The following is a 20,282-nucleotide window of genomic DNA, read 5'->3' on the forward strand; positions in this document are numbered from 1 at the left end:
TGGGGAGCCGTCGTCGTTTCGCGGGCCGTTGTCAGCACGAAGGGGACAGCGGGGCCGCCCTCGCGGATCGGGGCCACCGCACGAATCAAGGCGACTCGCGAACCAGGGCCGCCGCACCGATCGGGGCCCGCGATCGCGAAGGGGGAGCCGTCCTGATCGAGGTCGCGTTTCGAATGAGAGGCCGCCCCTACGGAAGCCGGAACCGTCAGGTGGAGGTCGTGACCGGCCGCGGGCGGCGGGTCGCGCCCAGGGCGAGCGCGGCGATGACGGCGGTGGTGATCGCGGCGGTGGTGGTGGCGATGGTGATGAGGCCGAGGACGGAGTGGGCGAGGGTGAGCATGGCGGCCACCCCAGCGGCCAGGCCCAGCCAGGTGAGGGCGGCGGGCGCGGTGCGGTCGGCCGCGATGGCGGAGAGCAGGGCGGCCTGCAACACCGCCAGCAGTGCCCCGTCGAGAGCGAACAGCCACAGCAGGCCCTGCACCGGGGCGTAGTCCTGACCCGCGAACAACGGGGCCAGCGGGGCGGCGACCGCCGCCCCCGCCACCGCGAGCACGCCGATGGCCGACAGCACCGCGAGCGCGGAGCGCACCGCCTGCGCCGAATGCCGCGGCTGCGCCATCCGCGGATACAGCACCACACCCACCGCCTGCGGCAGCCAGAAAGCGATCTTGGTAGCCACCGCGCCCAACGCGTACCGACCGGCATCATCGGTCTCCAGCACGATCCGGGACACGATCAGATCCGCCGACGACAACGCCATGAGCGCGGCCTGCAACTGCGCCGCCCGCAGCACCGCCACCACCCCCACCGCTTCGGATTCGGCGGTAATCGGCCACTGTTCGGCCCTTGCCGACGCCGGACGCGAGTCCGGGGACCGTACCCGCGCGGACGGTTCCGTCACGGTATGCGCACCCCCGGCGGCGAGGCGGGCCGAGACGGCGGCGACCGCGATGCCGGCGGCGGCCGCCCACAGGGCCGCGGACGTGCCGCCTCCGATCGCGAGCACGATGATCGCGGGTGTCACGCGGGCGACTCCCGCACCGCCGAGCACGGTGGCCAGCTCGCGGAAGCGGCGCTGCCCCTGCAAAATCCCCTGCTCACCGGAGAGCAGGACCAGCACCGGCGCGGCACCGAGCGCGGCGGCCGACGCCCAGACACCGACATCCAGCACCGTGCTCACCACCGGCACCAACACCACGGCCACGGCGGCGACCAGGGCCGCACAGCGCCACGCGAGCCCGCGCGCGGCACCGATCCCCGCACCGCGCACCACCTCCCGCGCCACCACGTTCTGCAGGGCCAGCGCCGGAACCGCGCACAGCAACTGCACCGCCAGCAGACTCGCGAACGGGCTGTACCCCGACACCCCCAACCACCGGCTGGCCAGCAATTGCAGCAGATAGCCCGCGACATTCGCCGTCATGGCCCCGACCGTCACCAACGTCAGATCCGCGACAACAGGCAGACGGCGTACAGCGGACACATCGGCAATGCTCCCACCCGCACGCCCACCACCCGCCCCCACCCCGTCCGAAACCTGTGAAGGGCCCCCACCGCGCGGGAGTCGCGAACGAGATCACCGGGTGCGACGGTTCGCTGCTGCTGCGGGCCCCATGAGCGAGGGCGTCGGCCTCAGGGGCGGGCGCGTACCAGTGCACTGCACGGCGGGTACGGCCGGGCGACCCGCCGCGGAGATGCGACCGGCCGATATGACCGCCGAATCCACTGTTACCGCGAGGCCCCCGGGCAATCGACGCGACACGGGTGTTCGCGTCGGCGGCGCGGTACCCGCCCGGGGATGGTTGCCCGCGTCGGCCCCCGGGCGGTGAACGTAGGGTGCTGGGCGTGAGCGCGGTGGTCCGGGAGCGATGGTGGCGGTGGGTGCCCGCGGGGTACAGCCTGGTGCTGGCGCTGGTGGTGGTGGGGCCGCTGCTGGGGTCGGGGTATCTGTTGCTGCGGGATGCGGTGAGTACGCCGCGGTCGTACCTGACGGATGCCGCATTGGGGGTGGGGGATGCCGCGCCGCGGGCGGTGCCGCAGGATGCGTTGGTCGCGGCGCTGTCGGGGGTGGTCGACGGCGGAGTGGTGGTCAAGGTGATCCTGGTGGGGGCGCTGTGGCTGGCGGGGTGGGGTGCGGCGGTGCTGGCGCGGGAGCTGCTGGGGGCTTCGCCGGGAGCGCGGTTGGTGGCGGCCACCGTCGCCGTGTGGAATCCATATGTCGCGGAACGACTTCTGCAGGGACACTGGAGCCTGCTGACCGGGTATGCGGCACTGCCGTGGATCGCGGTGCTGGCGCAGCGGATTCGTGGTGAAGCGGGCTCCGGCCGGTGGGAGCGGGCTCGAAACTGGACGCTGCTCGGCGGCTGCCTGGCGGCGGCCGGGCTGACTCCGACCGGGTCGCTGCTCGCCGGGGCGACGGCGCTGCTGGTGGTGGGACGACGCAATCTCGCAGGGGCGGTTGGCCTGTGGGTGATCACCGCGGCACCCTGGCTCACCGCCACCGCGCTGTCCGGGGCGGGCGCGGAGCCGTCGGACCCGGCCGGAGTCGCGGCCTTCGCGGCGCGGGCGGAACCCGGGCTGGGGACGCTCGGCAGCCTGGCCGGGCTGGGCGGCATCTGGAACAGCACGGCGGTCCCCGGCTCCCGCACCACGTTCTTCGCCGTGATCGGCACCCTGCTGCTGTTGAGCATCGTCGCCCTCGGTGTGCGCACGGTGGTCACCGGGGCCCGCGATACCCGGCGGATCCGCCGAATCCTGCTGGCCCTGGCGGGATTCGCCATCGTGCTGCCCGCGCTGGCGGCGACCGGCTGGGGCCTGTCGCTCGGCGAAGCCCTGATCGAACACGTCCCGGGCGCCGGACTGCTGCGCGACACCCAGAAGTACGTCGCACTCGCGATGCCCGCCTTCGCCCTGTGCGCCGCCGCCGGCTGCCACACCGCCGCCGGCCTGCTGTTCCGCGACCGCAGCACCACAGTGGTCGTCGCGAGCGTCCCCACCACGCCGCCACCCGCCGCAGCCGCGGAAGGTGATGACAAGCCCCGCAACGCATTCGAAGACGCGCCCCGACCCGCGACCTCACCTGCCTCCGCTGGCGGCCCTGCCCCGGATGCGCCCGACCACGACCCTGCGGCGAACGCGCCCGGCGGCAGCGACTCTTCGACGCCGCCTGCCGACCGCACCGCACCCGAGCCAGCGGCCGACAGCATCACGTCGCCTACGTTCGCCGCTGGCACCGCACCCTCCGACAACGCCACGTCGACCGCAATTACGGGTACCCCTGACCTGGATACGCCTACCGCAGACACCGCCCCGGACGCGCACGCCGGAGATACCGCCCAGGACACTCCGATGAGCAGTGCCACCTCGGATACTCCGACCAGCGACACAGCCGCGGACTCGCCCACTGGCAACACCACCCGGGGCATTCCGATAAGCAACGTCACCCCGGACACCCCGGCCAGCGACACGGTCCTGGACACCACGACCAGCGCCCCAGCCTTCGGGTCCGACACCCCGACCGGCAGCGCCGTCGCGGATGCGACCAGCATCGAGGCCACGACCGTACCCGGCGATAGCCGGTCTCGAACAGGTGCTGTCGCAGTGCTTTTCATCGCCCTGCTGATCGCCGCCCTGCCCGACCTCGCCTGGGGTGTGGGCGGTGAGCTGCGGCCGGTGCACTACCCGCCCGCGTGGGGGGAGGTGGCCGAACTGGTGGACGCTCCGGGGGATGTGGCGGTGCTGCCGGGCGGCATGTTCCGCAAGTTCCGCTATTCCGGACCCGCGCCGGTGCTGGACCCCGCGCCGCGCATGCTCCGTCGCGATGTCCTGCAGACCGGTGAGCTGCCGGTTCGGGGCACGACGGTGGCGGGCGAGGGAGCCCGTGCCGGGGAGGTCGAGCGGTTGCTGCTGCGCGGCGGCTCCGCGACCGAACTGGCGCGGCTCGGCGTCGGCTGGGTGCTCGTCGAGGGCGGCACCCCCGGACCGGTCGGTGAATCGAAAACCACACTGGCACAGCTGGAACCGGTCTACTACACCCCGGCGCTCCAGCTCTACCGCGTCCCCGGCCCGATCACCGCCCACGACGCCACCCCGGCCACCCGCCGCACCTCCGGAGCCGCCCACCTCGCCTGGGCAGCCCTACTCGTCGCGGGAACCCTGGCAGCGCTCACACCACGCCGCCGCGCGCAACCCACGCACCCGACCGGACCGTCCGCCGCCTCCTGAGCGCACATCCGCACCCACCAGAACCGCCGCAGCGCCGGTCCGCCTGAACGCCGCCCCCGCCGGAGCCGCCCGCACCAGGTCGGCCCGACTCGTCGCGGGAACCCTGGCAACGCTCACACCACGCCGCCGCGCCCAACCCATACACCAGACCAAGCCATCCGCCACCCCCGAGCACACCCGCACCCACAGGCCCCCCGGCAGCGCCCGGTCAGCCCTACCCGACGCAGCAACCCTCGCAGCGTTCAACCCATACCGCCGGGCGCAACCCACACCCGGCCGGCCACCCCCTGACATCCGCCCCAGCAGAGCCGCCCGCATCGGCTGGTCAGCCCCGCCGGCCGCAGGGCACTCACGCGCCCCCTCGCCGCATCGCTCGGTCCGAAACCGCCCGTCATTCCTGAGCACATCCGCGCGCCCACCACGCACGAGTCGCGGGCTGGAGGAGTGCGGACGAGGCTGTCGACGGGTCGTCGCCGTCGGTGCCACGACATGCACCCGAGTGACGCACGCCCGGCCGCCGCGGCGACAACGCATGTCGTGGTACGACAGCCACCCGGCTACACCGGATCCCGCGCACCGCACGACGCGGCCGTCCGGTGCCGGTTACACCTCGACGCTCGCCGCCGTCACCAGCCCCGAGACGCGCTCTCCGCGGGCGACGGCCGCGAGCACCTCGTATACCCCGTTTCCCGTTTGCTCCCAGGAGAATTCGCGGGCGCGGGCGCGGGCCTTCTCGCCGAGGACGGTGCGGGTTTCGGGTGCGGTGAGCAGTTCGCCCACGGCGGCGGTGAGTTGGGCGGGGTCGTCGACCAGCAGGCCGGTGACGCCGTCGACGATGGAGTCGGTGAGTCCGCGCGAGCTGCGGTAGCCGATGGTGGGGACGCCGTGTTGGGCGGCTTCGATGACCGCCAGGCCCCAGCCTTCCTTGCGGGAGGGGAGCACGTGCACCCAGGCGCGGGCGAGCAGTTCGTGTTTGCGCTCCTCGTCCACATGGCCGTGGAAGGTGACCGCGTCGGCGATGCCGAGTTCGTCGGCGTGCGCCCGCAGGTTGTCGGCCCACCAGCCGTCGCCGATGACGTCGAGGTGCAGGCCGGGAATGCGGGGGCGCAGCGCCGCGACGGCGGCGAGGGCGTCCTCGATCTGCTTGTGCGGTACCAGGCGGGAGAGCACCACGATGCTCGGATGCGCGGTGCGGGTGGTGTCGGAGCCGGGCGTGACGCCCTCGGGCACGGGTTCGGCACCGTTGCGCACGACCGCCACCCGGGCCGGTTCGACGCCGAGCAGCGACAGTTCCTCCGCCGAGGGCAGGGAGACGGTCAGGTACTGGTTGCGGCGATGCACGCGCGGCGACAGCCGGGATTCGATCCACCAGCCGATCCGTCCGATCAGTCGGCCGGCCACCGGCCACTGTTCACGGTGTCCGTGATGCACCAGCACCACGGTCGGCGCGGCGCTCGCGGCCCGCGCGAAGAAGGGGATGCCGTTCTGGGTGTCGATCACCGCGTCCGGGCGCGCGTGCTTGAGCGGTCCGATCCCGAGCCGTCCCAGGGCGATGGCCGCCAGCGCCCGCGGGTAGACGGTGTACCGTCCCCCGGCCCGGCTGATCTCGATGCCGTCGATCCGTTCCCGCCGGGCGGCCCCGGGGTATCCGGCGGTGCGCAGCGTGACCTTCACACCCCGCGCGGCCAGGTGCGCCCCGACCTGTTCCAGGTACCGCTCGCTGCCCCCGCCCTGCGGATGCCCGGTGTCCCGCCAACACAGCAGCAACACTTCACGCACGGGCTTCTCCAGGTCGTTCTCACGGATGCGGGCAGACAACGGGCTCCACCATAACCGCCCACCCCGGTTTCCGGGCCCTCAGTGGTCAGCTGACCAGCCCAGGGCCGGGAAAACGCCGCCGTCCGCGCCCGGGTGGGCGTCTTCGCCCGATGGTCGCTGTGCGAGACTGGCCGCCATGCTTCGAGCCGCGCAATCCGGATGGCGACGTCCGCGTTTCGCCCGTCGCGCTACCTTCCGGCGGTCCCTGCGTCTGCTGGGCAGTTTCAAATTCGAGCAGACGGATCCGGCCGTGTTCTACGGGGGCGTGGCCGCCGATACGGCCGATCTGGTCGGCGACTTCTTCCGGGATCTGACCGGGCGTTCCCTGCGCGGGACCGTCGTGCTGGATGTCGGCGGCGGTCCCGGCTACTTCGCGGACGAGTTCGCCAAGGCCGGGGCGCGGTACATCCCGGTCGAACCGGATCCTTCGGAAATGCATGCGGCCGGGCTGTCGGTGCCGGGTGCGGTGCGCGGTTCGGGGATGGCGCTGCCGTTCCGGGACGACGCGGTGGACATCTGTGTGTCGTCGAATGTGGCCGAACATGTGCCGCAGCCGTGGGTGATGGCCGACGAGATGCTGCGGGTGACCAAACCGGGCGGCCTGATGGTGCTGTCCTACACCGTCTGGCTGGGCCCCTTCGGCGGGCACGAGACCGGTCCGTGGCACTACCTGGGTGGGGAGTACGCGGCCCGGCGTTACCGGCGCAAGCACGGCCGGGAGCCGAAGAACCGATTCGGGCGGTCACTGTTCGCGGTGCGTGCCGCGGACGGCCTGCGGTGGGCCCGATCGACCCCGCCGGATATCGAGATTCTGGCGGTCTTCCCGCGCTACCACCCGCGCTGGGCGTGGTGGCTGGTGCGCATTCCGGGGCTGCGCGAATTACTGGTCAGCAATGTGGTGGTGGTGGCCGGTAAGCGGAATTCAACGCTCGAGGCAGCCGCGACGCCAGAGTCGGCGCAATCCGCCCGTGCATTCGGGTTCGCTCCACGGTGACTCCTGGTTTGCGAGACCCACGGTTTCCATGGCGGTGAGCCCGACCTGTCCGGCGAGTTCGTTGACCGTGGCGACGGCTTCGGCGGCTCGCAATGCGGCGGTCGCTTGCTCGGTTGTCAGTGTCCGGCCGGGGAGGAATGACACCACCCAGCCGCCGGCGCCAACGCTTTTCGCCTGATGCGGCGTGAGATCGCTGGTCATCAGCGATCTCCCGATCACTTGCACCGACATGACTCGGACTCCCTGTGCCGTAACGGTTCATGAATCGAACGAGCAATCCGCGGTAGCTATAAGCATGCTCGCAGCAGCTGCAGAATGCAATAGTGCGTTTCACGAAAAGCGAACCGACAGGTTGGAATTCGAGATTACGAATGCCCGGTATTTGCCACGCATGTGCCCAATTACCCTGCGCTCGCATCGATCTCGATAATCACCGATCCGGCATGACCAATCGCAATACCGGCTGACCCACCCGATCCGCACGCTGCGGACCCGCCACGACTTCGACCCGCCAGCCCGGCGGCAGCACCCGCTGCAATTTCCCCGCCTCCCGATGCAGGGGCGTGCCGGCGGCCACCGCCGGGAGGTCGGTGATCTCCGGGAGCACGAAAGCGCCGAAATCCAGATCGGTCATGCCATCGCCCGCCTTTCACGAGTCGGCTCAGCTCCCCCCCGGCCGAACCGCATGCCGAAGACGAGCAGCGAACAACCTCAGTTGAAAAGAATAGCTAATGTTTAGCAATCGGACCGATGGTCCGTGAGACGAGAACCACACCGAGCATAGGGCACGCATGAGCGCATCGACGGCGAACGCCACCCGAACGGCGCGCCCCACCTTCCGGACAGCAGTCCGGACCATCATCCGGACAACACTCGGCGCAAAACTGTAACGTGTTCCCATGAATTACCAGAGCTTGTTCATCGGGGGTCACTGGACGGCCCCGGCCAGCGCCGAACGCGTCCCGGTCGTCTCGCCCGCCACCCTGGAAACCGTCGGCACCGTGCCGGTGGTGAGCCGCGCCGACGTCGACGCCGCGGTGGACGCGGCCCGCCGCGCCTTCGACAGCGGCCCGTGGCCCGCCACCCCGCCGGAGCAACGCGCCGACCTTCTCGCCCGCGTCTCCCAACTGCTCGATCAGCGGGTCGGAGACCTGGTGGCCGCGCTCAGCGCGGAACTGGGCGCACCCGCCATGGCCGCCAATACGCTCAACTACCTCCCGGCCAAGGCCGCCCTGGACTTCTATGCCGGACTCGGTAAGTCCTTCCCCTGGAACGAGACTCGCGTCGGCGCGTTCGGCACCACCCGGGTCTCGCGCGAACCGGTCGGTGTGGTCGCGGCCGTCACCGCCTGGAACGTGCCGCTCTTCCTGGCCGTCAACAAGCTCGCCCCCGCCCTGCTCGCGGGCTGCACGGTCGTGCTCAAACCCGCGCCGCTCACCCCGCTGACCACCAACCTGCTGGCCGACCTGTTCGTCGAGGCGGGATTGCCGGAGGGGGTGCTGTCGGTGCTACCCGCCGACGCGGAGGTCTCCGAATACCTTGTCTCCCATCCCGATGTGGACAAGGTGACCTTCACAGGCAGTACCGCGGTGGGTCGCAAAATCGCGTCCATTGCGGGCGGCCAACTCAAGCGCTGCTCCTTGGAGCTGGGTGGCAAATCTGCGGCAATCCTGTTGCCGGACCTGGATATCGCCGCGAGCATGCCCACCCTCGCCTTCTCGGGCCTGATGAATTCCGGTCAGGCGTGCGTGGCGCAGACCCGCATTCTCGCGCCGCGCAGCCGGTACGACGAGATCGTGGAGGGACTCGCGGACGCGGTGCGCGCCATGAAGACCGGTATTCCGAGCGATCCCGACGCGACCCTCGGCCCGCTCATCTCGCAGCGGCAGCGCGAACGCGTCGAGGGCTATATCGCCCGGGGCAAGGACGAGGGCGCACGCCTCGTCCTCGGTGGTGGACGCCCCGACGGTCTGCCGGGCTGGTTCGTCGAGCCGACCATCTTCGCAGATGTCGCAAACTCCATGGCCATCGCGCGCGAGGAGATCTTCGGCCCGGTGCTGTCGGTGCTGCCCTACGACACCGAGGACGACGCCGTCGCCATCGCCAACGACAGCGATTACGGACTAGCCGGTTCGGTGTGGACCACCGATACCGAGCACGGCGCGGCGGTCGCCGCCAAGGTGCGCACCGGCACCTACGCCATCAACTGGTACGCCTTCGACCCCTGCGCCCCCTTCGGCGGCTACAAGAACTCGGGCATCGGCCGCGAGAACGGCCCCGAGGGCCTGGACGCCTACTGCGAACAGAAATCCCTGCTCATGCCCATGGGATACCAGGGTTCGTAGTCGGGCATCGAATCGGTTCCGCCCGCACCGAACTCGGCGCGGGCGGCCACTCGATATCAACCGCACCCCGTGCGCGCGCCTGCCAACGGCTTCTCAGTCGCGGGCTGAAGACGCGGAGAGGCGGACTAGCCGAGACGCTGCTTGAGGCCCTCGAACTCGTCGCGGACGCCCGAGGGCAGCTTCTCGCCGATGAATTCGAACCACTCCTCGATGAGCGGGATCTCGCGACGCCACTCCTCGGGATTGACGGCCAGGGCCTCATCCACATCGGCCTCGTTCACGTCGAGGCCGTCGAGGTAGAGGTCGGCGGCGGTGGGGACATTGCCGATCGGGGTCGGGCGGGCCTCCTTGCGGCCCTCGATGCGGCCGATGATCCACTCCAGCACGCGGGAGTTCTCACCGAATCCGGGCCACAGGAAGCGGCCGTCCTCGCCGCGGCGGAACCAGTTGACGTAGAAGATCTTCGGCAGCTTCTCGGCGTCGGCGTTCTTGCCGATATTGCCCCAGTGGCCCAGGTAGTCGCCCACGTGGTAGCCCATGAAGGGCAGCATGGCCATCGGGTCGCGGCGCACGGTGCCGACCTTGCCCTCGGCGGCGGCGGTCTGCTCGGAGGCCATGGTCGCGCCCATGAACACCCCGTGCTGCCAGCTGAGCGATTCGGTCACCAGCGGCACGGTGGTCTTGCGGCGCGCGCCGAACAGGATGGCCGAGATCGGCACGCCCTGCGGGTCGTCCCACTCCGGCGCGAGAATCGGGCACTGCGACATCGGCGTGCAGTAGCGCGAGTTCGGGTGCGCGGCGAGGGTTTCCGACTCGCGCTCGTACCAGTCGTTGCCCTTCCAGTCGATCAGGTGGTCGGGGGTGCCCTCCAGGCCCTCCCACCACACGTCGTTGTCGTCGGTGAGGGCGACATTGGTGTAGACGGTGTTGCCCGCCTCCATGGTGGCCATGGCGTTCGGGTTGGACGAGTGGTTGGTGCCCGGCGCGACGCCGAAGAAGCCGAATTCCGGATTGACGGCGTAGAGGCGTCCGTCCTTGCCGAAGCGCATCCACGCGATGTCGTCGCCGAGGGTTTCGGCGCGCCAGCCCGGAATGGTCGGCTGGATCATGGCGAGGTTGGTCTTGCCGCAGGCCGACGGGAAGGCGGCGGCGATGTAGTACGCCTTGTTCTCCGGCGAGATGAGCTTGAGGATGAGCATGTGCTCGGCCAGCCAGCCCTCGTCGTGCGCCATGGCGGAGGCGATGCGCAGCGAGTAGCACTTCTTGCCCAGCAGCGCGTTGCCGCCGTAACCCGAACCGTAGGACCAGATCTCGCGGTCCTCGGGGAAGTGGGTGATGTACTTGGTGTCGTTGCACGGCCACGGCACGTCGGCCTGGCCCTCGGCCAGCGGCGCGCCGACGGAGTGCAGGGCCTTCACGAACGGCTTGTCGGTGCCCAGCTTCTCCAGGGCGGCGGCGCCCATGCGGGTCATGACGCGCATGGAGACGACCACATACTCGGAGTCGGTGATCTCGACGCCCAGCTTGGGGTCGTCGGCGCCGAGCGGACCCATGCAGAAGGGCACCACGTACATGGTGCGACCCTTCATGCAGTCGCGGTACAGCTCGGTCATGGTGGCGCGCATCTCGGCCGGATCGACCCAGTTGTTGGTCGGGCCCGCGTCGGCCTCGGTGCGCGAACAGATGTAGGTGCGGGATTCGACGCGAGCGACGTCGGAGGGATCGGAGAGCGCGAGGAACGAGTTGGGCTTCTTGGCCTCGTTCAGCTTCTTGAAGGTGCCCGCGGCGACGAGCTGCTCGGTGAGGCGGTCCCACTCCGCGTCGGACCCGTCCGCCCAGACCACGCGGTCGGGCTGGGTCAGTTCTGCGACCTCCTGAACCCAGGCAAGCAGTTCCTTGTGCTCGGTGGGCGCGGTGCCATCGTGAAGACCAGGAATGGTCGCTGAGGTCATGAAAACTCTCCTGAGATGGGTGGCCTCGGATGGCTCGAGCCGGCGTGAGTCCAGCTCGCGACACCTGTTGCCACCGATTGCGGTCGGGCCCCCGCCCGCCGTCTGCGCGATAGCACGTCCCGGCTGGACGGCATACAGGGACGAAGCGGACGCCCGGGTTCCTGCTATAGAGGTTAACGCCATATATCCCGGGCGCAGGAATCGGGTTGTCCAGTCGGTATCGGGTCGAGACCGCCGACCAGCGGTTATGTGAATTCCAGTGTGCGAAGGTCACGTTCACAGGCCGCTAATTGCCCTGGTCGGCGCGCTGCGGCGGCGCGGAGCAGGTCCTCGATTTCACCTACCCGGCGGTCTGTTTCCACCACATTCTCGGTCGCCAACCGAACCAGCTGGTCTGTGATTTGATCCTCGGCCTCCACCAGGACCGCGGCCACCCGCTGCTCCAAGTGCGCCTTCACATTCACCAGCGCATCCGCGATCCACTGGCGCAAATGCGCCTTGTCGGCCAGCTGGCCGCGCGCCCGCGCCAACCAGGCGGCCACCCCCGCGCCCAGCAGCAGGGTCAGCGGAACGGTGGCGTAGTCCAACGCGGGCATGAGCGCGAACGGCGAGACGATCAGCCGCCCCAGCCCGAAACCGGCGGACGCGCCGACCACGATCATCAACCGGTCCTCCACGCCGATACGGCGCGGCTCCGGATCGGGACCGACCCGGGGCGGGGCGGCGACCCGCTGCGCCACCCGCATGGTCGGCTCGGGCTCGGCGTCCTCGTCCTCGGTCAGCGCGAACACCCGAACGGTCAGTTCGACGATCCGGGTCAGATCGGTGAGCCGGTGGCGGATCTCGGCGTCGATCTCCGTGGTCAACTCGTCGACCGCGCGCTGCAGATTCCGCGGATAGTCGCGCTGCTCGGCGCGGCCGAGGCGCTCGACATCGGCGCGGGCAGCGATATTGAGCGAACGGATCCGCGCGCCGACCTCGTGCACGAGATCGACCTTCGCCAATTGCATCCGATTGTGCAGGGCCGTCATGCCGATCGACCGCCCGCCGTCGCCGACGGCCAGCAGTTCCACCCGCTCCTCCCGCAGCGCGGCCGTATCGGCGGCCGACCGCAGGGCCTCGATCTGCTCGCCGATGCGTCGACGGGTATCCGCGAGCACCCGCCGCAGCACACCCTCGGCCTGGTCGGCGGCGGTCACCGCACCCGCGGCGGCGGCCAGGCGGGCGTGCAACAGGGCGATACCGGCGCGATCGGCCAGGGCCGCGTCCGCCGTGGTGCGCGCCGCGGCCGCCAATTGCGGTGACACCGGGACGATATCGACCCCGGAACGGTCGTCGAATGCCGCGGCCAGCAGTTCCCGGTTCCGGTCCCGGATCACGCGCCAATCGTCGTGCGCGTGAATACCGCCCAGCGCGAAGACGATCCGCGCGCCGCCCGCACGCAGCCGCCGCACCACGTCCAGGGTGTGCGCCCCGATCGGCGCGGCGGCATCGCACAGCACCAGCGCCACCCCCACCGGCCGCGCAGGCTCCTCGACCGGCTCCGACACCTCGAGCCGGGGAACGAAACGTGCCAATTCGGCCCGCAGCAAGGCCGTGTTCGCGTCGTCGACACCGATCAGCGTGATCGAACCCGCCACCTCACCGCCGACGCGCGCCGCCTCCAACAAGGCCATGCCCTGTGGATTCCAGCGCGCCACAACGGCTTCCGCCGTCGGTGGCAGCACCATGGAGGCGACCCGAGCTGAGTGCGCCGCGTCGACCGGCACGGTCGACGCGGACAGCGAGATAAGGCCGCGCGGCATCCCAGAGATTCCGAACGGAGTGTCATGAGCTCCTTTCGGAGTTGCCAAGACTCCGAAAGGAGCTGATCTAGTTCTATACGGATCTGCTGGAATTCCGGACGGAGTGGCTGATACTCCGGACGGACGGGATAAAACTCCAAACGGACCGGATGAGGTGGCCGACCCGGCGGCCGCGGCCGTGGTATCGCCACCGGTCGCGGCGGAACCGCCGGGCGATTCCCGCCCGTGCGTGGATCCCCGGGACTCCTCGACGGTTCCGTCCGTTGGCTGTTCCCGACGCTCGGGACCCCGGCTCAACGGCTCGTCGTCCGGAGCGGGCGGACCGACCATGGGGGTGGCGGTCTCCCGGCGGGTGGCGCGGGCGGTGCCGGGGCGTTCAGAGTCGGGCATCGGTCAACCGTTCCCACAGGCGGATGTAGCCGTCGTGAATGCGCAGCGCGGCGCGACGGGCATCCGGTGTGATGTCGGCGGCGACGACCGCGCGCCAGTGGGCGGCGTGCGCCAGGGCTTGGTCCGGGTCGGAGGGGGCGGGGTCGGTGGCGGGCAGCCGGGCGAGCGCGGGACTGGACAGGCCCGCCCGCAGGCCCAGCGCCAGCGCTTCGTCGCCCCGCAGGTAGGTCTCGATGCGGTCGCGCGCCGGAATGCGGCAGGCCGCCAGCCGGGTGAGCTCGTCGAGGAGTTCGCCGCCGCGCCGGGCCGCGTGCGCTTCGCAGCGGCGGCGCAGGTCGGCGTGCAGCGGGTCGATTCCGCTGGCGGCGTGCAGGATCTGCAGGATTCGACCCGACGACAGCTCGGGCCGGTACCGCAGCGCGGAGAGGGCACAGGCCAGGCCGGGCAGCGGCCAGCGGGTGAGCAGCGCCTTCCGGTCGGCGGTGTCGGAGCCGAAGGCGGGGTCGGTGAACCGTTCGGGAACGAGGGCGAACGTCGGGTCCGGATGGTCGCGGTGGCGGCACAGGGTGGCCCGTTCGGCATCGGTGACGATGCCGGATCGGGTATGGGCCGCCAGGTTCGCCACCACCGGATGAACGGCCACGCCGAACTCCTCGGCGCAGCGCTCGGCGGCGGTGACCGCATCGCTCCAGCGGCTGCCGATGGCGTCGGCCTTGTTCAGCACCAGCAGCATTCGCTCCGGCGGCACGGTGGCGAGCACCGCTCGATCCGCGGGGTGCGGCGCGCCCGCCAAGATATAGAGGACGAGATCGCCGTCCAGGACCGGTTCGGGTTGCCCCGGCACGTCCACCGACGCGGTCTCCTCGGCGGCGAGCAGGGCCAAAGCCCGCTGCACCGTGGTCTTTCCGGCACGGCTGCGCCCGGTGACCTGAATGCGCAACGGCCGCCGCCAACGCCGGACGGCGGCTTCGAGTCGTGGGGGGACCGGCGTATCGCTCGCGCGGACCGCCGTCAGCAGCAGCTCCAGTTCGCTTCGACCTTCATCCATCGCGTATCTCGCTGTAGCTCAACGCAATAACTCACGTGTGTTTTCGGCAGAAATGCCCTGAAATCCGGTGTGCCCGCACCGGTACCCGCGTGCCCATCGCGAATACAGCGAATCCTAGTCACGAAAACGACGCCATGAAGCGGGAATTGCGCCATCGGGACAACCCCGCTGGCCGGGGGCGTCGGCCGCCCACCGGTCGGCGCGGACGGTGCGCCCGATCACCGGCGCCACGCCACTGTGTGGCGCGTCACGACCCGCCCATTCGGCGACACGGTCGCATTACCGCTCGTTTCCCGGTACCCGGTCGCGGAAACGCAGGTGGGCGCGATCACGAAAATGCCCGCCGGAAAACGGATCGGACACCCAACGCGTGGTCGATTGCTGCGCTAATCAACGAATACTGGACAATGGACGCCGTGAACGACGCCGCGAACCACACTGCCGAGTCAGTTCCCGGGCCGCGGTCGGCCACCGGCAACCGTCTCTACCCTCGGGTCACCAGCTTCCGGTCCCGCCGGGGCGCGCTGACGCCGTCCCAGCAGGAGTCCTGGGAGCGGATGTGGCCGCGCATCGGGAAGGACGTGTCCGACGACCCGCTCGACGCCGACGCCTGGTTCGGCCGCAGCGCGCCGCTCATCATCGAGATCGGCTGCGGTACCGGTACCGCCACCGCGGCCATGGCGCTCGACGAGCCGCAGTTCAACCTGATCGGCATCGAGGTCTACAAGCCGGGTCTGGCCATGCTGGTGAAGGCCATCGAGCGCGAGGGCATCGACAATGTCCGGCTGCTGCGCGGCGATGCCGTGGACGTACTGGAAAACATGATTGCCGAGGAGTCGCTGACCGGTGTCCGGATCTTCTTCCCGGACCCGTGGCCCAAGGCTCGCCATCACAAGCGGCGGCTGATCCAGCCCGCCACGCTGAAGCTCATCGCGTCGCGGCTGAAACCCGGCGGCGTGTTGCATGTCGCCACCGACCACGCCGACTACGCGGAGTGGATTGCCGAGGTCGGAGCGGGAGAACCCCAGCTCATCGGCCTGAATGAGACGACCGGGGGCAATTCGGACGATTGGCGCGAAACCGCACCAATCGGTTTCGAACGTCCGATTACCAAGTTCGAAAGCAAAGGACTCCGCGCGGGTAGCGCGATCAACGAGTTCATCTGGGGGAAGATCGAATCATGAGTGTCAGCGAAATGACCCCGGAGGTATCGGATGTTGCCGAAATAATGCACGGCACCCCCTCCGCGGAAGTGCCCGGCACCCCAGCACTAGGCGTCAGCACCCCGGACGTGCGCCGCGTCCTGCTGGTCTGGGACGCACCGAATCTCGATATGGGACTCGGCGCGATCCTCGGCGGCCGCCCCACCGCCGCCTACCGTCCCCGCTTCGACGCCCTCGGGCGCTGGCTGCTGGCCCGCACAGCCGAACTGTCGGTAGGTAGCCCGCGCCGGGTCGAACCCGAGGCGACCGTCTTCACCAATATCGCGCCCGGCACCGCCGATGTGGTGCGACCGTGGGTGGAGGCGCTGCGCAATGTCGGCTACGCAGTCTTCGCAAAACCCAAAATCGACGAGGATTCCGACGTCGACAGCGATATGCTCGCCCATATCGAGCTACGCCGTCGCGGCGCGGGCTTGGCGGGCATCATGGTCGCCTCCGCGGACGGACAGGCGTTCCGCGCACCGCTCGAGGAGATCGCCGCGACGGGCGTTCCCGTTCAGGTGCTCGGATTCCGTGAGCACGCGAGTTGGGCCGTCACGTCCGATATCCTCGAGTTCATCGATCTGGAGGACATCCCGGGCGTGTTCCGTGAACCGCTGCCCAGGGTGAGCCTCGATTCGCTGCCCGACGAGGGAGCATGGCTGCAGCCCTTCCGGCCGCTGTCCGCACTGCTCACCTCCCGCCCCGCTCAAGGAGTCGCTTAGTGTTCACCCGCTGGGGCGACCTGGTCTACCGGCTGCGCTTCGCCGTGCTCGGCGTGGTCACCGCCGCCATGCTCGCACTCGGAGGTTTCGGGTTCGGGCTGGAAAACCATCTCAGCTCCAGCGGGTGGTTCGACCCCACCTCGGAATCCACCCAGGCCGCCGAACTCAAGGACCAGGTCTACGGCCGCGACCACAGCGCCGACATCCTGCTGCTGTTCACCGCGCCCGAGGGCAAGACCATCGACGATCCGGAGTTCAGCCGGACGGTCGTCGACAAGCTCAACAGCCTGCCCAAGGAATACCCGCTGATCACCAAGGTCAACGGGGCCTACTGGCAGACCGAGACCGGCGAGTGGATTCCGTCGGTCGCGGGCAGCAAGGACAAGAAGCACGCCTTCGCCGCGCTCGCCCTCGAGGGCAACAACGACACCGAGATGCTGCGGAACTACGCGCAGGTGCAGGACGCCTTCACGATTCCGGGCGTCCAGGTCGAGGTCGCGGGCCTGCAACCCATCGGGTTCACGCTGAACGACACCATCGCCAGCGACGTGAAGCGCATGGAACTGCTGGCGCTGCCCGCCGTCGCGGTGCTGCTGTTCTTCATCTTCGGCGGTATCGTCGCCGCCGCACTGCCGCTGATCATCGGCGGGCTCACCATTCTGGCCTCCAACGGCATCATCATGGGACTGACCAAGTTCACCGAGGTGAACTCGTTCGTCTCCGCCGTGGTGTCGATGATCGGCCTGGGTCTGGCCATCGACTACGGCCTGTTCATCGTGAGCCGGTTCCGCGAGGAACTCGCGGAGGGCTACGACACCAAGGCCGCGGTGCGCCGCTCGGTCATGACGGCCGGGCGCACCGTCACCTCCTCGGCCACCATGATCATCGCCGCCAGCGCGGGCATGCTGCTGTTCCCGCAGGGCTTCCTCAAGTCGGTCGCCTACGGCACCATCGCCGCGGTGCTGCTGGCCATGGTGTCGGCGCTCACCGTGCTGCCCGCCATGCTGAGCATCCTCGGCCCGCGCGTGGACATGCTGGGCCTCAAGTGGATTCGCAAGACCAAGACCGCCGACGAGGTCGAGAACAGCTTCTGGGGCCGGATGACCGCGTGGGTGATGAAGCACCCGCTCAAGGTCGCCATCCCGCTCACCATCGTGCTGCTGCTGCTCATCATCCCGGTGAAGAACCTGCAGTTCGGCGGTATCAGCGAAACCTATCTGCCGCCGGACAATCCGACCCGACTGGCGCAGGAGCACTTCGACGAGATCTTCCCGCTGCGCAAATCCGATCCGGTGCAGCTGATCATCGTCACCGACAACTCGCGCAATATCGGCCAGATCCTGGCGGAGGCGAATCAGGCTCCCGGACTGGTGAAGAACTCCCAGTTCGGCATTCCGGCGAAACCGCCGAACGGGTCGAACGTCTGGGTCTCCGAGGCCACCGTCACCGACAGCGCGCATCCCGAGGACACCGTCGACTATCTGCGCTCGATGCCGGTGCCCGAGGGCGCGGAGGTCATGGTCACCGGGCAACCGGTCATGATGATGGACAGCATCAACTCGCTGCTGGACCTCATGCCGCTGATGATCGCGCTGGTGCTGCTGGTCACCACCATCCTGATGTTCCTGACCTTCGGATCGCTGGTGCTGCCGCTCAAGGCGGCGCTCATGAGCGCGCTCGGGCTCGGTTCCACGCTCGGCATCCTCACCTGGATCTTCATCGACGGCCACGGCGCGGGCCTGCTGAACTTCACGCCGCAGCCGATCATGTCGCCGGTGCTGGTGCTGATCATCGCGATCATCTACGGCCTATCCGTGGACTACGAGGTGTTCCTGCTCTCCCGCATGGTGGAGGCGCGCACGCAGGGGGCCAGCACCACCGAATCCGTGCGCGTCGGCACCGCCCAGACCGGGCGCATCATCACCGCGGCGGCGCTCATCCTGTTGGTCGTGACGGGCGCGTTCGCGTTCTCCGAACTCGTGATGATGCAGTACATCGCCTACGGCATGGTGGCGGCGCTGTTCATCGACGCCACCGTGCTGCGCATGCTGCTGGTGCCCGCCACCATGAAACTGCTCGGCGACGACTGCTGGTGGGCTCCGGCCTGGATGAAGAAGATCCAGGAGAAGGTCGGGCTCGGCGAACCCATCCTCGACGATGAGCGGCCCGGCGGCGGCGACATGGTGGACCTGGTGAAGACCACCCCGGTCACCGACCCGGTCACCCTGCAGATGCCCGCGCTGGCCGACGGCACCCCCGCCACCAAGCCGCGCTCGTTCCGCAAGATCCGCCCCCGGATGGTGGACAGCGAGGCCCCGACCGAGCGACTGGACGACTCCACCACCGTGCTGCCCGTGGTGACGGCCTCCGGCGGCATCGCCCAGACCAATGCGGCCGAGGCCGTGGCCCGTGCCACCGGGGCCATCCCGAAGGTGGACGCCCGGCCCGGCGCGGAGGCGTCCGGCTCTCGGTCGACCCGGCCGACGGAGTCCGACAGCACCGCCGCCGGCGACCCGGGCCAGCCCGCCCCCGCCCCGGGTGTCGGCGTACAGCCGCGCGCCGCGTCGAATCTGACCAACCTGAGCGATCTCGGCTCCGGCGCGGGCGATCGCCAGCGTTCCGGCGAGGTATTCCAGCGCCCGTCGGGCGAGGCCGACCAGCCGGGCGAGGCCGACCGGAACCGCGACGATGCCCCCCGGAGTCCGGGCGGCAGTGCGCCGTACGCGAGCGACCGCACCGCGCGCGGCGCCGGTGCGGACGTCGCGGCGAGTTCGGACGAGGTCCGACCCCACTCGCACGGAACAGTGCCGCAGATCTCCCAGCCGAGCACTCGGCAGCCGACCGCACCGGCGGCGGCGAGCGATGCTCCGGCATCGCCCGCGACTCCCCTGGTGGCGGGTGCGGAACGGGTACTGCCGCCGCCCGGTGTGGAGAAGCTGCCCCCGCATCCCGCCACCCGCGCGCAGCTGTACCAGCCGCATCCCCCGGCCGCACCGCAGCAGCCGGAACAGCCTCGGACGCCGTACCCCTCGGCACAGCCGCCGCAGCCGCCCACCCACCAGGGCGATCAGCTCGGCCACGAGTCGGGCCAGACGGTGGAGACCGGCCGTCCACCGCTGGCCCAGGGTGACCGGGCAGCCGGCCGCGCGGCCGGGTTCGACCCGTCCGGCACCGACCGCCAGTCGCTCGACCAGGCACATCAGGTGCCCGGCCAGCAAACTGCGCAGCCACACCCGACACCGGACCAGCCGTCCACGCAGACATATCCGGCACCGGGTCAGCCGCCCGCGCAGACATATCCGGCACCCGGTCAACCGCCCGCGCAGACACACCAGCACCAGGCTCCGGCTCAGTCCGCCGGTCCGGGTCGTCCGGGCTCCGGCGAGCGGTCCAGCCAGAGCCGACCGGGCCACAGCCAGCCGTCGGAGCCGGAGCACCGGGCGGGTGACCAGCCGCCCGCCCTTCGTCACCCGGCTCCGGGCGCTCCCGCCCCCGGCCATTCGGGTGCGCCGCGCCGGGTCGGTTCCCCGGCGGACGCACCGACCGAGGCGATCCCGGACACCGCCGCACCCGACCAGCAGCCGCCCCCGCAGGCCGCCGAGGAGCGTCCGCAGGGCAGCGGCCCGCGCGGCAGCATCGAACAGTGGATGTCCGACCTCCGCTCCTCCCGCCGCCGTCCGTCCGCCAAGGACGACGACGATGAGGGCCGCCATCGCGGCGGCGAGGGCCGCACCGTCAGCGTCAACGAACTCCTCCGCCGCCAGAACCGCGACTAGGAA

At 70.1% G+C, this 20,282-nt stretch carries 12 protein-coding genes; 6 read left to right on the top strand and 6 right to left on the bottom strand.

Annotated features, from left to right (window positions below; all coding sequences use genetic code 11):
* Positions 1–205 precede the first annotated feature (205 nt).
* Positions 206–1,423 (bottom strand): polysaccharide biosynthesis protein, encoded by a 1,218-nt coding sequence (locus QJS31_RS26200; protein ID WP_306358021.1) that lies wholly within the window; start codon positions 1,421–1,423, stop codon positions 206–208.
* Between the two features lie 431 nt (positions 1,424–1,854).
* Here QJS31_RS26200 and QJS31_RS26205 point away from each other — a divergent pair, with 431 nt between their 5' ends.
* Positions 1,855–4,224 carry a hypothetical protein gene (locus QJS31_RS26205; protein WP_306358022.1) on the top strand — a complete coding sequence of 790 codons (2,370 nt, stop codon included), beginning with the start codon at positions 1,855–1,857 and terminating at the stop codon, positions 4,222–4,224.
* Positions 4,225–4,827: 603 nt separating this feature from the next.
* Here QJS31_RS26205 and QJS31_RS26210 read toward each other — a convergent pair.
* The gene (locus QJS31_RS26210) at positions 4,828–6,003 is read right to left on the bottom strand and encodes a glycosyltransferase family 4 protein (RefSeq protein WP_282782997.1); all 1,176 of its coding nucleotides are present in this window, start codon (positions 6,001–6,003) and stop codon (positions 4,828–4,830) included.
* A gap of 175 nt (positions 6,004–6,178) precedes the next feature.
* On the opposite strand from QJS31_RS26210, the gene QJS31_RS26215 reads away from it, so the two are divergent.
* The gene (locus QJS31_RS26215) at positions 6,179–7,036 is read left to right on the top strand and encodes a class I SAM-dependent methyltransferase (protein ID WP_306357985.1); all 858 of its coding nucleotides are present in this window, start codon (positions 6,179–6,181) and stop codon (positions 7,034–7,036) included.
* Positions 7,037–7,466: 430 nt separating this feature from the next.
* Here QJS31_RS26215 and QJS31_RS26220 read toward each other — a convergent pair whose 3' ends face one another.
* Positions 7,467–7,670, bottom strand: coding sequence for a hypothetical protein (locus QJS31_RS26220; RefSeq protein WP_043600838.1), 204 nt, complete (start codon positions 7,668–7,670; stop codon positions 7,467–7,469).
* A 265-nt stretch (positions 7,671–7,935) separates the two neighbouring features.
* Between QJS31_RS26220 and QJS31_RS26225 the strand changes: the two genes are divergently transcribed.
* Entirely contained in the window at positions 7,936–9,381 is a 1,446-nt protein-coding gene (locus QJS31_RS26225) for an aldehyde dehydrogenase (protein WP_282782989.1), read from the top strand.
* Positions 9,382–9,506: 125 nt separating this feature from the next.
* Here the strand turns inward: QJS31_RS26225 and QJS31_RS26230 are convergent, their stop codons facing one another.
* From QJS31_RS26230 to QJS31_RS26240, 3 genes are all read right to left on the bottom strand, one after another.
* Positions 9,507–11,333, bottom strand: a complete 1,827-nt coding sequence (locus QJS31_RS26230; RefSeq protein ID WP_282782991.1) for a phosphoenolpyruvate carboxykinase (GTP) — start codon at positions 11,331–11,333, stop codon at positions 9,507–9,509.
* 245 nt (positions 11,334–11,578) lie between these two features.
* Positions 11,579–13,138, bottom strand: coding sequence for a hypothetical protein (locus QJS31_RS26235; protein ID WP_306357986.1), 1,560 nt, complete (start codon positions 13,136–13,138; stop codon positions 11,579–11,581).
* Between the two features lie 376 nt (positions 13,139–13,514).
* Positions 13,515–14,576, bottom strand: a complete 1,062-nt coding sequence (locus QJS31_RS26240; protein ID WP_282785462.1) for a hypothetical protein — start codon at positions 14,574–14,576, stop codon at positions 13,515–13,517.
* Positions 14,577–14,983: 407 nt separating this feature from the next.
* Here QJS31_RS26240 and trmB point away from each other — a divergent pair, with 407 nt between their 5' ends.
* The 3 genes from trmB to QJS31_RS26255 are packed head-to-tail and all read left to right on the top strand — an operon-like array spanning position 14,984 to position 20,279.
* Entirely contained in the window at positions 14,984–15,760 is a 777-nt protein-coding gene (gene trmB / locus QJS31_RS26245; RefSeq protein ID WP_282785464.1) for a tRNA (guanosine(46)-N7)-methyltransferase TrmB, read from the top strand.
* A complete protein-coding gene (locus QJS31_RS26250; RefSeq protein WP_029930272.1) occupies positions 15,757–16,503 on the top strand; it encodes an NYN domain-containing protein in 747 nt (248 codons plus the stop codon). Before trmB ends, QJS31_RS26250 begins: the two co-directional genes overlap by 4 nt.
* On the top strand, positions 16,503–20,279 hold the full coding sequence (locus QJS31_RS26255) for an MMPL family transporter (protein WP_306357987.1): 3,777 nt from the start codon (positions 16,503–16,505) through the stop codon (positions 20,277–20,279). The genes QJS31_RS26250 and QJS31_RS26255 overlap by 1 nt, the downstream gene beginning before the upstream one ends.
* Positions 20,280–20,282 lie beyond the last annotated feature (3 nt).

Source organism: Nocardia sp. CC213A, from assembly GCF_030766805.1.
GTDB classification, from domain to species: domain Bacteria; phylum Actinomycetota; class Actinomycetes; order Mycobacteriales; family Mycobacteriaceae; genus Nocardia; species Nocardia otitidiscaviarum.

What these genes read in the sequence shown, in the direction of transcription:
- QJS31_RS26200 (WP_306358021.1), bottom strand. Translation starts at nt 1,423, where the DNA reads ATGACGGCGAATGTCGCGGGCTATCTGCTGCAATTGCTGGCCAGCCGG.
- QJS31_RS26215 (WP_306357985.1), top strand. Translation starts at nt 6,179, where the DNA reads ATGCTTCGAGCCGCGCAATCCGGATGGCGACGTCCGCGTTTCGCCCGT.
- QJS31_RS26220 (WP_043600838.1), bottom strand. Translation starts at nt 7,670, where the DNA reads ATGACCGATCTGGATTTCGGCGCTTTCGTGCTCCCGGAGATCACCGAC.
- QJS31_RS26225 (WP_282782989.1), top strand. Translation starts at nt 7,936, where the DNA reads ATGAATTACCAGAGCTTGTTCATCGGGGGTCACTGGACGGCCCCGGCC.
- QJS31_RS26230 (WP_282782991.1), bottom strand. Translation starts at nt 11,333, where the DNA reads ATGACCTCAGCGACCATTCCTGGTCTTCACGATGGCACCGCGCCCACC.
- QJS31_RS26235 (WP_306357986.1), bottom strand. Translation starts at nt 13,138, where the DNA reads ATGCCGCGCGGCCTTATCTCGCTGTCCGCGTCGACCGTGCCGGTCGAC.
- QJS31_RS26240 (WP_282785462.1), bottom strand. Translation starts at nt 14,576, where the DNA reads ATGGATGAAGGTCGAAGCGAACTGGAGCTGCTGCTGACGGCGGTCCGC.
- trmB (WP_282785464.1), top strand. Translation starts at nt 14,984, where the DNA reads ATGGACGCCGTGAACGACGCCGCGAACCACACTGCCGAGTCAGTTCCC.
- QJS31_RS26250 (WP_029930272.1), top strand. Translation starts at nt 15,757, where the DNA reads ATGAGTGTCAGCGAAATGACCCCGGAGGTATCGGATGTTGCCGAAATA.